The following is a 14,779-nucleotide window of genomic DNA, read 5'->3' as shown; positions in this document are numbered from 1 at the left end:
ACCATAGGAGATCCCCATCTTATCTCAAGCTATGTTGCCTGGCGTTAGTTAAGTAGGGGGAGTTCAATTATCTATACTTCTATTTTATGCCTAGCATTTCAGCACTCTTTTTCTTGCTAACTTTGCACCTGAAGTAATAAATAGGCTAACAGTAACCATCGAGTATAACGACTCAGCTACTGCTATACACAGATAATTAATAACAAACTGTGATCTAAAAATGAAAGCTTTCTCTGTATTGATAAAATAAAGATACTAATTATTTTAATCACTCAGTTTTTCATTCCAAAAACTCTCTTTTAATAAGGCTTGTTGTTTTGATTGCTCAAGCGCGTGGGATAATGACTCTTGCTTGCGTTTTATCCACCTAAAATAGTCTAGCTGACGTGCTTTATCTGTTTCTATCTCGGCAAAATCATCGACAATTTTAATCATGGATAACTCTTTTAACCCTTGTTTAATATCTAACCACGGCGCATAAAAATTAAAATAGTCATCGTGAGAAAACAAATTAGCGACACTTAATCCCATTAATAGATTACCTTCAAGCAAGCCTTGATAGGCAAGCAATTGGTTATCTCCATGATTCTGCAAAACTTCTCGAAATGATTGCCATACTTCACTTAACCGCTGACAGGCAAACTCCTTTATTTCGTGGCTTTTTTCGCTCGCAAAGGTATTTTTCTCGAGCTGTATAAGCCATTGGGTGAGCGATAAAACAAACTGGCAGTAACGAGAAGAGTGCAACAGTGCACAAATACTCTCTTGACTTGGCAAGCTGTTATCCTGCTGCTCTATCTGCTTAAGTAATTTTTTATACTTGGTTATTTTACGTAAATAGTATCCTTTATTATTTAATAAATTTTGATTGTCAGAGTGGAGTTTCAAGCCAAGAGAATGAACGCGCTAGCCAATGTAATCCTTCAATCCATGGCGCTTTTAAAAGCATTGGCGAATGGTCTTTGAATAAAGATAAATTTTGATGCACAAATTTAATCCCCACGACCAATTCATTTAATGCCGCATCTTGGTATGATTCTAAGTAGCAATTTTCATGGTATTGGATGTGTCGTAGGCCATGTTGTATGTTCGTCATCAACGCTTGTGCGATAGACATTGATGGTAAAAGCGGAGACTCAAGCAACGGTTTTACAACAAATTCCGTTTGATCACCAAGCATATAGCCACGCTGCGCCTTGCTAACGTTACTTAAACGTACCTGTGGCAATAGTGCAATTTGCTCTGCGAGTATAAATAGTTGTTTTTCATCGCCCTTGATAAGTTCAAGTTCTATTTCACAAATATCTTTTTTATCTTGTTTCGCTTCGATAAAACCACGATCATAGGCCACTTCGATTAAGGTCGCTTCACTCATCTCGAGTAACCATGTTTGTCGTGTAAAGTCCGTGCTGAAAATAGGCACCAACTCATTTTCAAGTGCTTTAATGTCGCACTCATCTGGCCATATCTTACTATTAAAGCGCGCCAATTCAGGGCGTCCACCTTCAATTGGCTCATTATATTCTGGCCGTTGATGTAGCCCGCCAATAACACGCCCAGAGGTTTTGATAGTTTGTACTGAGCGATTATCACAACTCCGTACACGCAACCCCATATCCATCTTTCTCAAAGAACGATCACTTGTATCAAAATAAACATTATGCAAAAGCTGCTCTTTTGTGGAGATAACCTGCTGTGATTTGATGGTATTAAACAATTCCTGTTCAAAATCAGCACTAAAAAGAAATTTTATCTCTATTTCTGTTTCCATAATATTTACCAAATTACCTTTTAATCGAAGATGCGGGATACTGAATATAGTAATAATATCGTAAAAAATTAGCAATTATACAAAATTCAAGTTCAATTGTATGGAAAAGAACGTTAACATGCGCCGGATATTTACTATGCTATGTATTTATAAAAATGATCGTCAAACTTAAAAATAGGATCAATTATGCCAGTTAACTCTATATTTGGGGTATTTGCAAAATCTCCAATCAAGCCTATTCAGCTGCATATCGATAAAGTAGCAGAATGTAGCCAGTTGCTAATTCCTTTCTTTAAAGCCAGCCATCAACAAGATTGGGTTGAAGCTGAAAAAATTAGAAAAGAAATTTCCAAGTTGGAAAAAGAAGCAGATGTGCTAAAACGTGAGTTACGTTTAACACTACCGAAGGGCTTATTTATGCCTATCTCGCGTGCTGATTTTATTGAGCTTGTTAATCGCCAAGATAAAATAGCCAATACAGCAAAAGATATTGCAGGCCGAGTCGTTGGTCGTCAATTACAATTGCCGGCTGAAATAAAAGTAGACTTTATCGCCTATGTACAACGCTGTATCGATGCCGTCCTACAAGCCAATAAAGCCATCAATGAACTCGATGAATTGCTGGAAACAGGTTTCAGAGGACGCGAAGTTGATGTAGTAACAAAAATGATCTCTGAGCTAGCAGCAATTGAAGATGATACTGATACCTTACAAATAAAACTTCGTAAAGGGTTATTAGTCGTAGAGCAGCACCACAATGCCGTTGATATTATGTTTCTTTATCAAATTCTAGAATGGGTAGGACAACTAGCAGATCATTCAGAATTAATTGGCACACAACTTGAACTTATCCTGATTCGCTAGAAAATTTAAGGATTCACCATGGAAATTATATCGTCTTACGGCAGCATACTGGTTATATTTGCAGCAGTTGTTGGTTTTTTGATGGCCTGGGGCATTGGCGCCAATGATGTCGCTAATGCAATGGGAACTTCTGTTGGTTCAAAAGCATTAACTATTAAACAAGCAATCATTATTGCAATGATTTTTGAATTTGCTGGCGCCTATTTGGCGGGAGGAGAAGTAACATCAACGATCCGTAATGGTATCATTGATGCAGGCTTCTATACCGACAGCCCTGAACTATTAGTCTTTGGTATGATCGCAGCCTTATTAGCGGCCGGCTTATGGCTAGTTATCGCCTCTTACTTTGGTTGGCCTGTCTCAACAACACATTCTATCATCGGTGCTATCATCGGCTTCTCAGCCGTTGGTGTAGGTGTTGATAGTGTGACTTGGAGTAAAGTAACAGGTATTGTCGGTAGCTGGATTATTACCCCTTTAATATCTGGGCTTATTGCCTACTTTATTTTTATGAGCTCACAACGATTGATCTTTGATACCAGTGATCCTATTAAAAATGCTAAACGTTATGTACCGCTTTATATGTTTTTAGCAGGGTTCATCCTTTCATTAGTTACTATCATGAAAGGACTTAAGCATGTTGGCTTACACCTTTCAAATGGCCAAGGCTTCCTACTGGCATTAGGCATGGGATGCGCAGTGGCTGTGATCGGAAAATACTTTGTTAATCGTGTAAAAATAGATCCCAATGCAGATAAAGACATGCACTTTGCAAATGTTGAAAAAATCTTTGCTGTATTAATGATAGTAACAGCCTGTGCAATGGCATTTGCACATGGTTCTAATGACGTGGCCAATGCAATAGGTCCTCTAGCGGCAGTAGCAAGCATTGTTCAACAGGATGGCATAATCGTGGGTAAGGCTGTCTTAGCACCATGGATCCTACCATTAGGCGGTATCGGTATCGTGTTAGGCTTAGCAATCTTCGGTAAACGCGTAATGGCAACCATTGGTCAAGGTATCACCCACCTTACACCAAGCCGTGGTTTTGCTGCTGAGCTTGCTGCTGCATCAACCGTTGTTATTGCCTCTGGTACAGGACTACCAATTTCCACCACGCAAACCTTGGTTGGAGCGGTATTAGGCGTAGGTATGGCTCGTGGTATTGCTGCACTTAATCTAGGTGTCGTACGTAATATCGTTATCTCATGGATTGTTACCCTACCTATTGGGGCGGCTTTATCTATTGTATTCTTCTATATGATACAGGCGATTTTTAACTAAAAATCACCTAACTCGGCGAGATGAGAAAAGCGATTTTTAACTAAAAATCACGTTACATAAAAATAAAAGAGAGCATTCGCTCTCTTTTTTACATCTAAGGCTTCTCCTCGGACACAATTACTTTTAGAATAAGGTTTCTGCTCATTTAGCTAATAGGTACCGCCTTGAAAATATTTAAATATCTCACTGTAATACTCCCGCTCTCCCTATCCATGAACCTATTTGCGGCAACCCGCTATGTTAGTGACGATGTTTCTATCTACGAACACTCAGGCCCTAGTTTACAATATCGCATTATTGGCACGCTTAATGTTGGCACCCCCGTTGAAACGCTGCAGTATGATGAAAAAACCAAATTTATGCAGATAAAAAAGGCAAATGGCAAGACCTCTTGGGTACAAAATCGAGAGTTACAAGAAACACAACCAGCAAAGGTTTTATTGCCTAAAGTGCAACTTGAGCTACAACAAGCGCAGCAGAAATTAGCCAATATCGCGCAAGAAAATGAGCAAGAAATGCAAAATACGGTGCAATCTCTTAACGAAAAAGAGGAATTAATTGCTAACTTAATGGATGAGAAACAAACTCTCTTACAAACTATCGATGAGTTAAAAGCGCGTAACTTAGAACTTGATTTACTACAAGACACTAAAGATGAGCGCATTAAGATGGAGTGGATGATGTATGGTGGCAGCGTACTCTTTTTCGGCTTATTAATCGGCTTAATTATTCCGTTTTTACCTCGTCGTAAAAAACGCAACAATAATTGGTAATAATGGCGTCAGGCGTTGTCTAATTAACAGCGCCTGCCGTAATATAATAATTATACCAATTCCGATAAATAGCTGATCTATTTTACTGGTTAAAACAACTTACTGCTGCGTTGTAATTTTCGCAAAGGGAATAACCATTTACGTCAAATTACGCCTTGAATTAAGCTGTTTTTCCTGCGCAAAATCTAGATCACATACTTACCGGAATTGGTATTACTTATCAAACACCCGAATTCACCAGACTACTTGCCTTTAAGCATTACAGCGACCTTTGCAACTCGCTCACCATACAAACGAGCCGTCTCTAAATCGCCTTCTGGTATCGCATCTTCAGCAGCGTCTGATGGCGATTGTACTAACACCCCCGCAGATCCTCCCATCGCATTGATATCATTACGTGTTGATGCTAGTTTGTTGCTTGGAAGCAACCCTAAACTCACCCAAATACCACCATGTTGAGAAGCGAGCGTTTGTAAGTAAATTAAGCTAATTTGCTTATCACCATTCAAGCTCGCACTATTGGTAAATCCACCAAATACTTTGTCCTTCCACCCCTGAGTAAACCATACTTTCGATGTACTATCGGCAAATTTTTTAAATTGCCAAGGCACCGACCCCATATAGGTAGGCGCCCCAAAGATGATGGCATCAGCATCACTCAGAGTATCCCAATCACTCTCTGTAATTTCCCCCGTCGCATCAACTTCAATGCAATGTGCTTGTGCACCTTTAGCGACATATTCTGCAACTCGACGTGTATGACCATATCCAGAATAATAAATAACCACGGTATTACTCATAAACTCCCCCTGTTTAAATAAAAAGATACAACTGTTAAATTCAACCATTTTCAGTATAGCTCTGAAATATTATGGTCATAGCTTGTTGAGGAAAAATATGGCGCATGATGAGTTTACACATGGCGATGTATTATTTAAATCGAACAATCTGCTGTTTAGCGTAACACAGCGGTCACGCTAAAATAGATCAACCCTATGTTCAAAAACCATCCCAGTTTTCTAAAGATTCAAGGCTAAAACTACGCGGCCCAAAACGAAAGATAGTACGATTGGGTTGGATCTCCACAACCTCTATATTGGTTGAATGGCTAAATTGCCCCTCTTTTAAATCTTCCCCATTAATACGCACCCAGCGATCTTGCTGCTTTGATGAATACATATGAGAATCGTACTGTAAAGGTGGTATTTTCCTTTGCAATTCGCTATCCATTTGGTGAATATCTCTACCATCATTATTAATAGGCGGAGTGTTACTGGACTCGACTTTACCCAACTCATCGACCATAAGCAGCGCTGTTTGAAAGCGCTTCTGCAAATCTGAAGGGGTATCTCCATAATCAATTTCTTGTGTTGTATCATCAGCTAACAGATCACTTCCCTTCTCTGCTGCTGCGACTGGCGCTGTCACCGCTGGCAGTAATGGTGCCGTAACCACTTTCACCTCCGGCTCTTTCTTTATTACCGGTAACGGCTTCACTGAAAAGGTAATTTTTTCGACTCGATTGCGATCTTTTGGCGGCACACTCTTTGCTACTTCTGGCTGAGATTCTGTTTTTTCAATAACTATTTCAGGGCTAATTTGTATAGCATCAACTCTTGCATCCCGTGGCTTAATTAATAAAAAAAGGACCGTGATGAGTAAACAAAGTACAACGAGTAGGGAGACAACAAGCGCTCTTTTTAATTTCGTATGCCTATTATCTTTATTATATAATTCAGTACCATAGGGTAGTTGATGTGCTCTGCTCTTTTGTAATGCTCGTGAAATAGTGGACATTAATTTCGCTCTTCTACTAAATTAGGTAAATCGGGATGATTTAATCGCATTAATGCCATCAGTGTTCGCGAGCCGACGATACCGTCATCTTCGAGACCCTGCTCCCTCTGAAAATCAACAACTTGTTGTAACAATGATAAATCAAAGCGATCTTTATTCTGGGTGGGTAATCCCGCAATGCTATTTAACTGGGAGGACAACCAAGCAACCTTCGCGTTTTTTTGCCCAAACTGTAAGGCACTTTCTAGTATAAAGGGCGCTTGCCAAAGCAATGTCACCTCGCCTTGCCAATATTTACTTAACCAAGAGGCAGAAACGTTAATGACTTGATCTGCAATTAATAGTTGGTAATTGTCGTTAACTTTATAGAGGACAACGTAAGCATATTGATCTTCATTTTCTAATTTAATAATCGCTGGGTAATTGGCTTGTTTAACCTGTTCAAGGGACATATATTCACTAAAACAGCTTAATAGGATACTTCCCCCGAGCTCACAATTTACCGTTTGCGCTTCGGTTTGATACCCCCACAGAGCATAGAGTGTCACTAATGCATCGGCGAATTCATTGTCTGTTAAGTCCAGTGTTGGATAATTATCAAACCAGTTTCCGTCCTCTGCAACATGCCTGTCCTCCTTTGCTTCGCTTGTTTTTTGCGCAGGCGGCTCACTTACCTCTATAACTTGAATTGCTTGAGTGGCTAATAGTGGCTCGATTGTCACTTTTTTAGTTTCTACAAATAGGTTATCACTATAAAGCTTGGCCCCCTGAATCATTATAATGACGACAAATATTGTTAATAATGCAAACCGCCCCCATTGCGATAGGAACGATGATGATTTATGACGCCCATCAACCCCAATCTCATGAGCGGCAAGGCGTACCATTTTCGGTGTTACCTTAGCGGCATGCTCACTATAAGCACAGAGTAAACTTCTATCACATAATAAATTAATGATACGTGGGATACCTTGGCTTATTTTAAAAATTAAAGCGATGGTATTGCGATCAAAAAGAGGAGAGCGTGCGCCTGCTACATGTAAACGATGCTGAATATAATATTCACTTTCTAGGCGATTCAGTGGCAATAAGTGGTAACGAGCCGTTATCCTCTGTGCTAATTGACGAAATTCAGTCTGTTTTAATTTTTGTTGTAATTCAGTTTGTCCAATTAAAATTACCTGTAATGGTTTTTTATTATTCGACTCGATATTGGTCAATAAGCGTAGCTGCTCTAAGGATGAAAAACTTAAATGTTGCGCTTCATCAATTAAGACAATGGCACTGCGGCCTGCACGTAAATTATCCATCATCCAGGCTTTGATGGCATCAAATAACGATTTTAGATTTAGTTCATAGGCAATCTTAAATTCATCACAAATGGTCGCTAGGAGTTCAATTTCCGATAAGGCAGGATTTAAAATATAGGCAATATCGGTCTCTTCAGAAATATCCTGCAGTAATGCTCGACATACCGTGGTTTTCCCCGTCCCCACTTCCCCCGTTAGTAAAACAAAACCACCGTTATCCTGTAACCCGTAGGTTAAATGCGCCAATGCCTCTTTATGACGTTCACTTAAAAAAATGAAATCAGGATCTGGAGAGATAGAGAAAGGCTGTTTGTTTAAAGAAAAAAAATCTTGATACATGAGACAATCCAAACAATATAATTAAGCTTATATACGCAAAGTCAGCAAGAAAAAGAGTACCGAGATGCGAGCCATAAAATAGAAGTATAGTGATTCTACATCGATATTTTATAACAAAGCAGATTGGTGCTATTTTTCTTGCCCTACGGAGATTAACCATTTTTAGTAGTAGAGCGTATAATAACTAAATAAAAGGTAAAGAGGAAAAACAATGCAGGTATATTTAGTCGGTGGAGCCGTTAGAGATCAACTATTACAACTTAAAATCAAAGATCGTGACTATGTCGTCGTTGGCAGCACCCCTGAACAACTTTTACAGTTAGGATATCAGCAGGTAGGTAAAGATTTTCCCGTTTTTTTAGACCCCAAGAGCAAAGAAGAGTACGCCTTAGCACGTAGCGAACGCAAAGTAGCAAGTGGTTACAATGGATTTGAATGCTATGCGGGTAAAGATGTCACCTTAGAAGAGGATTTATTACGCCGCGATTTAACCATTAATGCGATTGCACTCTCTGAACAAGGCCAATATATTGACCCCTACCATGGCCGCGAGGATATAAAAAATAAACTCTTACGCCATATATCTCCCGCATTTTCTGAAGATCCCCTGCGCGTGTTACGCGTTGCCCGTTTTGCAGCTCGCTTTCACAAACTGGGTTTTGGCATTGCTCAAGAAACATTAATATTGATGCAACAGCTCAGTGAAAGTGGTGAATTAAGCCACTTAACCGCAGAACGGGTATGGTTAGAGACAGCACAAGCTTTGCAAACAGATAGCCCACATATTTATTTTCACGTTCTGCGTGAATGCGGTGCGCTAGCAATTTTGTTTCCTGAAATAGACCGCCTATTTGGTATTCCCGGCCCTAAACGTTGGCATCCTGAAATAGATACCGGAATCCACACCTTAATGGTCGTTGAACAAGCAGCCAAACTATCTGACTCCCTCCCATTTCGCTTTGCTTGCCTGGTTCATGATCTTGGCAAGGCATTAACTCCAAAAGCACTTTGGCCGAGTCACAAAGGGCATGGCACTCTAGGCCTGAAAACGATAAAAGCACTCTGTTTACGCCTAAAAGTTCCCAATGAGTGTCGTGATTTAGCGCTATTAGTGAGTGAACACCACACGCTAGTACATAGCGCTTTTGAGCTTCGCTCAGCAACTTTAGTCAAGCTAATGGATCAATGCGATGCGTGGCGTAAAGCTGATCGTTTTCAACAAATGCTACAGTGCTGCGTAGCCGACTCTAAGGGCAGAACAGGATTCGAAGATAAACCCTATCCAAGTGCAGACTATATTTGGCAAGCTTTTTTAGTTGCAGCAAAAGTCGATGTGCAAGCAATCATTCAACAGGGTATAAGTGGTGGCGAAATCAAAAATGCATTGCGACAAGCACGCATTGATGCAGTTAGCGAGTATAAGCAACAACATAGCGAATCACTATGATTACACAGCCAATACAGACTATTTCACTGAGCAATCTTGCCTTTGCATTTATTCCCGTGGCGGTAGTGTTATTTATTCTCTTTAAATGGTCATTAGATATCCGCCGAGCGATACATGCACTAGTACGGATGCTCGTTCAGCTACTTTTAATTGGCTATGTGCTCAATTATATTTTTGCAGATAACAACAGTTTAATGATTGTTTCGATTCTACTCATGATGGTCTTTTTTTCTAGTTGGATTGCATTAAGCAACATTAAAGATCGCCGCTTACCACTATTAAAATCAACCATCATATCGATTGCATTACCGGGTAGTTTCACCCTATGGCTTATCACACAGGGCGTGTTAGAGGTACAACCTTGGTATCATGCGCAAACGATTATCCCACTCGGCGGAATGATTTTTGCGAACTGTATGAACAGTGTCAGCCTCTGCGGTGAACGCTTTTATGCTGAATTTGAACGCGATAATGATTATTTAAAGGCACGGAAAATGGCCTTTCAAGCGTCGATTATCCCCAATGTAAATGCGCTTTTTGCCGTGGGAGTGGTGTCATTACCAGGCATGATGACCGGGCAAATTTTATCGGGTATCTCACCTTTCATCGCTGCAAGATACCAAATAATGGTGATGTGTATGATTTTCGCCTCGGCAGGAATGGCATCAGCCTGCTTCCTGCTCTTACAAAGGCGAGTAATATCTAGCCCATAGATAACACATAAAAAAGTGCCACACCAAGTAACAAACGATAAATAACAAAGGGCAGCATGCCAACTTTATTGAGCAGTATAAGAAAGGCATGAATACATAAAATAGCACTCATAAAAGAGATACCGGCGCCTAAAAATAACGCCCCCCAATCTACATATTCATCGGATAATATAAATTTTAGTAAGTCATAGCCTGAAGCCATAGAGATAATGGGAATTGACATTAAGAATGAAAAACGGGCTGCCCCATTGCGCGTTAACCCCAGCATTAATCCCGCCGTAATCGTAATACCGGAACGAGAAGTACCCGGGATTAAAGCAAGCGTTTGAGCGAGACCAAATATAATCGCCCCCTTTAGCCCGGTTTGATACTCGTCTTTAAGTTGCTTAGCATGGGAGTCCGCCCACCATAGCAACAGGCCAAAAACGATGGTCGTTATAGCAATCACATAGCCACTGCGTAGGTATGTTTCTACCAAGGATTTACCGAAAAAGCCAACCAATGCAGCAGGAATAGTGGCATAAATAATCCACCAAGCAAGGCGACTATCTGCGGTTTTGGGTTGCCCACGCAATGAACCAACCCAAGCGCGACTCATGTTCACCACTTCACTGCGGAAGTAGATAAAAACAGCGGCTAAGGTACCTATATTTAAGATCAAATCAAAAGCTAACCCTTGATCTTGCCAACCTAACAGTTGTGATGGCAAGATAAGATGTGCAGAGCTAGAAATAGGTAAAAATTCAGTTAATCCCTGAATCAAAGCCAACACAACAATTTCAAGTAACGACATAGTATTGATAGTCCATATAAATTAAAAAATGAAGTTAAAGCCCAGCTTCAATCTTCCATAAGTTTTGTTTTTCTTTAGGGTACTTAGCCCATAAATTTTGGTATGTTTCACCTGAGAGAGGGTCTGTTAGACGTGGAGCCAAATCTGCTAATGGCTTTAATACAAAGGCATTTTTTGTAATTTCTGCGCGAGGCAAATCAAATTCCGGCGCTATTTCTTGATCATATAAAAGCAAATCTAAATCTATTGTTCTTGGTGCAAATTTAATCGCAAACTCAGGGCGACCATTTGCTAATTCAATCTTTTTTAACTGCTTTATAACATCTACGATAGCTAGGTTAGTGGTAAATTTTGCGACTAAGTTATAAAAATTAGCACCGCTAAATCCGACGGCTTCACTTTCATAGACCGGAGATATCTGTACATCTGAAAATAAAGCCTGTAACGCAGCAACGCCTAACTGAACATTTTCACTTCGATTAATACTTGAACCAATACCAACAAAAACCTCAGCCACTAACGTATACCACGCTCGATTTGTACACCTAAACTTTGTGCTTTTGGCAAAGCGCCGGGTTTATGCAGAGTCAACTTAATCCAAGGCACGGAAAAATCGGCCATGATAAGTGCTGCCACACGTTCGGCCATGGTTTCTAATAATTCAAATCGGTGAATTTGTGCAAACTGATTGACCTTTTCGGAAACACTAAAATAATTAAGGGCTAAATTAATATCATCACTAGCCGCGGCGGGTTTATTATCAAAAGCCATTTCGAGATCAAAATAGAGCTTTTGCTGAACCTCTTTTTCCCAGTCATACACACCGATTGTTGTAATAACCTCTAACTGTTTAATAAAAATAATATCCATTTACACCCTTTAAAATGCTATCGCTAATCAAAAAATCCACGTACTATTAGTCACTAATTAGTATTGGATACTAAGTATTTTACCTGATAAGAAGAAATAAATACAAATGATTATCCTGACAACCGCATTTTTTATGTTTTGCTCCTACCTCTTAGGTGGATTGAACGGCGCAATATTACTTTGCCGCCTTAAAGGCTGGGCCGACCCTCGCTCACAGGGGTCAAAAAATCCAGGTGCAACCAACATGTTGCGACTACACCATCCGCAAGCTGCAATTAGTGTGCTGTTATTCGACCTAATAAAGGGCTGCATCCCCGTTTATCTTGCTTATTTTTTAGGTTACCCCCCTGTACTAATAGGCTTTATTGGCATCGCAGCTTGCCTCGGACACATTTTCCCTCCTTTCTTCCAATTTAAAGGGGGTAAAGCGGTGGCCACCGGCCTTGGTACTTTGTTACCTTTAGGTATGGATATGACAGGTTTAGTACTATTAACTTGGTTACTATCTGTTGCCGTGACAGGATATGCTTCATTAGCTGCTATCATCACCGTCATTGCAGCACCGATTTTCGTTTCGCAAATAAAACCAGAATACACCATCCCGGTTATCATGCTCTCAATATTAATTATTCTGCGCCATAGTGGAAATATAAAACGCTTATTACAGGGTAAAGAGAAAAAAATAGTGAACTGGAGGCAATAATGTGGATAAAGACATTGGTTGTTATTGGTAAGCTCGTTATAATTAACATTTTTACAACATATACATTAATCTGGAGTTTACTGTGCAGCTAATTAGACGCATCCCATTACTACTAACTGTAGCAATTAGCTTGGTTAGCCTCTCAAGTTTGGCACAAAATCAATCTGAAGGTGAAATAGCCGCGCGAATAGCACCTGTCGGCGATGTTTATTTACAGGGTGATATAGCAACAGCTGAACAAAGTACAGCGTCAAGTGAGCCAGCAGAACCGCGCTCCGGCGAAAAAATCTATAATACCTATTGTGTCGCCTGTCATGCCACAGGAGCGGCAGGCGCCCCAATTACAGGCGATGCAAAAGCATGGAGTCCACGTATAGCACAGGGTCAAGAGACATTACTAAAACATGCAATAAATGGCTTAAATGCCATGCCACCAAGGGGCACATGTGCTAATTGTAGCGATCAAGAAATGGCCTCAGCGGTTGCATTCTTAACCAAAGGTCTGTAATGATCTAACAATATCTGTGACGATTTACAAAACCACCGATAGGTGGTTTTTTTATATCCTTTTTTTCAACAATCTATGAGGTCATTATGCGTTTATTACACACCATGTTACGTGTCGGTGATTTACAAAAGTCGATCGACTTTTATACCACTATTTTAGAAATGAAATTACTACGTCAATCTGAAAACAATGAATACAAATACACCCTCGCCTTTTTAGGTTATGGCGATGAAACTGATAACACGGTACTTGAGTTAACCTATAACTGGGGCACAACAGAGTATGACCTGGGCAATGCCTATGGACACATTGCCATAGAAAGCGATGATATCTATGCAACCTGCGAAAAAATCAAAGCAATGGGCGGGCAAGTTACCCGCGAACCGGGCCCGGTTAAAGGCGGCACAACCGTCATTGCCTTTGTCAAAGATCCCGATGGCTATATGATCGAACTAATTAATAAAAAAGATGCGGGTAAGGGGCTAGGTTTATAGCAATTTCTTTAACAATGGCTATAAGTAAAGAAGCCTAGCCCACAAAGCAAAAAGCCTAACGAGTTCAATGTTAGGCTTTTTGCTTTTTCAGATAAAGATTTTCTATTTTATTTTGGTAAGAAACCAACCCGGTCATATACCTTAGCTAACGTCTCTGCGGCACGCTCACGTGCTTTTTCAGCCCCAATCCGAGCAATTGACTGTAGCGCTTGTTCATCGGCTCTTAACTCTTTAAAACGCGCTTGTATCGGAGTTAATAACTCAACAACCGCCTCTGCGGTATCCTTTTTAAGGTGACCATACATTTTATCTTCATATTCAGGAACAAGCTGTTCAATCGATTTACCCGTAGAGCATGACAATAGGGTTAATAAATTCGATACACCAGCTTTTTCTTCTGTGTCAAAGTAGATGCGTGCTTGTTCATCAGAATCGGTTGCCGCACTTTTTATTTTTTTCGCTATCTGCTTTGGATCTTCTAATAATTGGATAATGTTTTTCACATTATCATCGGATTTAGACATTTTCTTGGTCGGTTCTTGCAAACTCATAATGCGCGCACCAAACTTTGGAATCGCTGGCTCTGGCACCACAAAGGTATCACCATAGGCGTTATTAAAACGGATCGCGATATCGCGGGCTAATTCTAAATGCTGTTTTTGATCGCTACCAACGGGAATACTAATCGGGTTATAAAGCAAAATATCTGCTGCCATCAATACGGGATAGCTAAATAACCCGGCATTAATATTAGTCACGTTTTTTTGCGATTTATCTTTAAATTGAGTCATACGATTTAATTCACCCATTTGTGTATGACAATTTAAAATCCATGCTAGCTCGGCATGCTCAGGCACTTGTGATTGAATGAACATGGTGCTTTTATTGGCATCAATACCAACCGCTTGATACATCGCTAAACCATCATAAATTGCACGGCGCAGAGCAGAGGGATCTTGACGTACTGTAATCGCATGAAGATCAACCAAACAGAAAAGGCAATCATGGCTCTCTTGCATCGCTACCCATTGACGCAGCGCCCCCATGTAATTACCTATAGTTAATGCGCCAGAGGGTTGGCAGCCACTTAGTACAATTGGTTTAGTCATCTTC

At 40.2% G+C, this 14,779-nt stretch carries 17 protein-coding genes; 8 read left to right on the top strand and 9 right to left on the bottom strand.

Annotated features, from left to right (window positions below; all coding sequences use genetic code 11):
* Positions 1-264: 264 nt before the first annotated feature.
* Both AB2N10_RS14040 and AB2N10_RS14035 read right to left on the bottom strand, forming a co-directional pair.
* Complete coding sequence (locus tag AB2N10_RS14040) at positions 265-777, bottom strand: hypothetical protein (protein ID WP_369433990.1); 513 nt, start codon at positions 775-777, stop codon at positions 265-267.
* Between the two features lie 94 nt (positions 778-871).
* On the bottom strand, positions 872-1,771 hold the full coding sequence (locus AB2N10_RS14035) for an inorganic triphosphatase (protein WP_369433989.1): 900 nt from the start codon (positions 1,769-1,771) through the stop codon (positions 872-874).
* Between the two features lie 186 nt (positions 1,772-1,957).
* Between AB2N10_RS14035 and AB2N10_RS14030 the strand changes: the two genes are divergently transcribed.
* From AB2N10_RS14030 to AB2N10_RS14020, 3 genes are all read left to right on the top strand, one after another.
* Positions 1,958-2,635: a TIGR00153 family protein gene (locus AB2N10_RS14030; RefSeq protein WP_354622975.1), complete on the top strand. Its 678-nt coding sequence runs from the start codon at positions 1,958-1,960 to the stop codon at positions 2,633-2,635.
* Between the two features lie 18 nt (positions 2,636-2,653).
* A complete protein-coding gene (locus AB2N10_RS14025) occupies positions 2,654-3,919 on the top strand; it encodes an inorganic phosphate transporter (RefSeq protein ID WP_369433988.1) in 1,266 nt (421 codons plus the stop codon).
* 164 nt (positions 3,920-4,083) lie between these two features.
* The gene (locus tag AB2N10_RS14020) at positions 4,084-4,692 is read left to right on the top strand and encodes a TIGR04211 family SH3 domain-containing protein (RefSeq protein ID WP_354622973.1); all 609 of its coding nucleotides are present in this window, start codon (positions 4,084-4,086) and stop codon (positions 4,690-4,692) included.
* Positions 4,693-4,934: 242 nt separating this feature from the next.
* Here the strand turns inward: AB2N10_RS14020 and AB2N10_RS14015 are convergent, their stop codons facing one another.
* The 3 genes from AB2N10_RS14015 to AB2N10_RS14005 form a co-directional block, all read right to left on the bottom strand.
* Positions 4,935-5,492 carry a flavodoxin family protein gene (locus tag AB2N10_RS14015; RefSeq protein ID WP_354622972.1) on the bottom strand — a complete coding sequence of 186 codons (558 nt, stop codon included), beginning with the start codon at positions 5,490-5,492 and terminating at the stop codon, positions 4,935-4,937.
* A 199-nt stretch (positions 5,493-5,691) separates the two neighbouring features.
* Positions 5,692-6,489, bottom strand: a complete 798-nt coding sequence (locus AB2N10_RS14010) for a general secretion pathway protein GspB (protein WP_354622971.1) — start codon at positions 6,487-6,489, stop codon at positions 5,692-5,694.
* Positions 6,489-8,138, bottom strand: coding sequence for an AAA family ATPase (locus AB2N10_RS14005; RefSeq protein ID WP_369433987.1), 1,650 nt, complete (start codon positions 8,136-8,138; stop codon positions 6,489-6,491). Before AB2N10_RS14005 ends, AB2N10_RS14010 begins: the two co-directional genes overlap by 1 nt.
* Before the next feature lie 211 nt (positions 8,139-8,349).
* On the opposite strand from AB2N10_RS14005, the gene AB2N10_RS14000 reads away from it, so the two are divergent.
* Together AB2N10_RS14000 and AB2N10_RS13995 are read left to right on the top strand one after the other, a co-directional pair.
* Entirely contained in the window at positions 8,350-9,585 is a 1,236-nt protein-coding gene (locus AB2N10_RS14000; protein ID WP_369433986.1) for a multifunctional CCA addition/repair protein, read from the top strand.
* The gene (locus AB2N10_RS13995) at positions 9,582-10,298 is read left to right on the top strand and encodes an ABC transporter permease (protein WP_354622969.1); all 717 of its coding nucleotides are present in this window, start codon (positions 9,582-9,584) and stop codon (positions 10,296-10,298) included. Before AB2N10_RS14000 ends, AB2N10_RS13995 begins: the two co-directional genes overlap by 4 nt.
* Here AB2N10_RS13995 and AB2N10_RS13990 read toward each other — a convergent pair.
* The 3 genes from AB2N10_RS13990 to folB are packed head-to-tail and all read right to left on the bottom strand — an operon-like array spanning position 10,288 to position 11,961.
* Positions 10,288-11,091 (bottom strand): undecaprenyl-diphosphate phosphatase, encoded by an 804-nt coding sequence (locus tag AB2N10_RS13990; protein WP_369433985.1) that lies wholly within the window; start codon positions 11,089-11,091, stop codon positions 10,288-10,290. The genes AB2N10_RS13995 and AB2N10_RS13990 overlap by 11 nt on opposite strands.
* Before the next feature lie 34 nt (positions 11,092-11,125).
* Positions 11,126-11,608 carry a 2-amino-4-hydroxy-6-hydroxymethyldihydropteridine diphosphokinase gene (gene folK, locus AB2N10_RS13985; protein WP_354622968.1) on the bottom strand — a complete coding sequence of 161 codons (483 nt, stop codon included), beginning with the start codon at positions 11,606-11,608 and terminating at the stop codon, positions 11,126-11,128.
* A complete protein-coding gene (gene folB / locus AB2N10_RS13980; protein WP_369433984.1) occupies positions 11,608-11,961 on the bottom strand; it encodes a dihydroneopterin aldolase in 354 nt (117 codons plus the stop codon). The genes folK and folB overlap by 1 nt, the downstream gene beginning before the upstream one ends.
* A 106-nt stretch (positions 11,962-12,067) precedes the next feature.
* Between folB and plsY the strand changes: the two genes are divergently transcribed.
* The 3 genes from plsY (at position 12,068) to gloA (ending at position 13,666) form a co-directional block, all read left to right on the top strand.
* Entirely contained in the window at positions 12,068-12,664 is a 597-nt protein-coding gene (gene plsY / locus AB2N10_RS13975; protein WP_354622967.1) for a glycerol-3-phosphate 1-O-acyltransferase PlsY, read from the top strand.
* A gap of 82 nt (positions 12,665-12,746) precedes the next feature.
* Positions 12,747-13,172, top strand: a complete 426-nt coding sequence (locus AB2N10_RS13970) for a c-type cytochrome (protein ID WP_354622966.1) — start codon at positions 12,747-12,749, stop codon at positions 13,170-13,172.
* An 86-nt stretch (positions 13,173-13,258) separates the two neighbouring features.
* On the top strand, positions 13,259-13,666 hold the full coding sequence (gloA, locus tag AB2N10_RS13965; protein ID WP_369433983.1) for a lactoylglutathione lyase: 408 nt from the start codon (positions 13,259-13,261) through the stop codon (positions 13,664-13,666).
* A gap of 107 nt (positions 13,667-13,773) precedes the next feature.
* Here gloA and trpS read toward each other — a convergent pair whose 3' ends face one another.
* A complete protein-coding gene (trpS, locus tag AB2N10_RS13960; RefSeq protein ID WP_354622964.1) occupies positions 13,774-14,775 on the bottom strand; it encodes a tryptophan--tRNA ligase in 1,002 nt (333 codons plus the stop codon).
* Positions 14,776-14,779: the final 4 nt, after the last annotated feature.

The sequence above is a fragment of the Psychromonas sp. MME1 genome (assembly GCF_041080865.1).
Classification (GTDB): domain Bacteria; phylum Pseudomonadota; class Gammaproteobacteria; order Enterobacterales; family Psychromonadaceae; genus Psychromonas.
Note: the sequence above shows the minus strand (reverse complement) of the source record. Positions and strands in the feature narration are given on the sequence as shown.

Excerpts from the sequence above, each read along its gene's own strand:
- AB2N10_RS14035 (WP_369433989.1), bottom strand. The coding sequence starts at position 1,771 with ATGGAAACAGAAATAGAGATAAAATTTCTTTTTAGTGCTGATTTTGAA.
- AB2N10_RS14030 (WP_354622975.1), top strand. The coding sequence starts at position 1,958 with ATGCCAGTTAACTCTATATTTGGGGTATTTGCAAAATCTCCAATCAAG.
- AB2N10_RS14025 (WP_369433988.1), top strand. The coding sequence starts at position 2,654 with ATGGAAATTATATCGTCTTACGGCAGCATACTGGTTATATTTGCAGCA.
- AB2N10_RS14015 (WP_354622972.1), bottom strand. The coding sequence starts at position 5,492 with ATGAGTAATACCGTGGTTATTTATTATTCTGGATATGGTCATACACGT.
- AB2N10_RS14010 (WP_354622971.1), bottom strand. The coding sequence starts at position 6,489 with ATGTCCACTATTTCACGAGCATTACAAAAGAGCAGAGCACATCAACTA.
- AB2N10_RS14005 (WP_369433987.1), bottom strand. The coding sequence starts at position 8,138 with ATGTATCAAGATTTTTTTTCTTTAAACAAACAGCCTTTCTCTATCTCT.
- AB2N10_RS14000 (WP_369433986.1), top strand. The coding sequence starts at position 8,350 with ATGCAGGTATATTTAGTCGGTGGAGCCGTTAGAGATCAACTATTACAA.
- AB2N10_RS13995 (WP_354622969.1), top strand. The coding sequence starts at position 9,582 with ATGATTACACAGCCAATACAGACTATTTCACTGAGCAATCTTGCCTTT.
- AB2N10_RS13990 (WP_369433985.1), bottom strand. The coding sequence starts at position 11,091 with ATGTCGTTACTTGAAATTGTTGTGTTGGCTTTGATTCAGGGATTAACT.
- folB (WP_369433984.1), bottom strand. The coding sequence starts at position 11,961 with ATGGATATTATTTTTATTAAACAGTTAGAGGTTATTACAACAATCGGT.
- plsY (WP_354622967.1), top strand. The coding sequence starts at position 12,068 with ATGATTATCCTGACAACCGCATTTTTTATGTTTTGCTCCTACCTCTTA.
- gloA (WP_369433983.1), top strand. The coding sequence starts at position 13,259 with ATGCGTTTATTACACACCATGTTACGTGTCGGTGATTTACAAAAGTCG.
- trpS (WP_354622964.1), bottom strand. The coding sequence starts at position 14,775 with ATGACTAAACCAATTGTACTAAGTGGCTGCCAACCCTCTGGCGCATTA.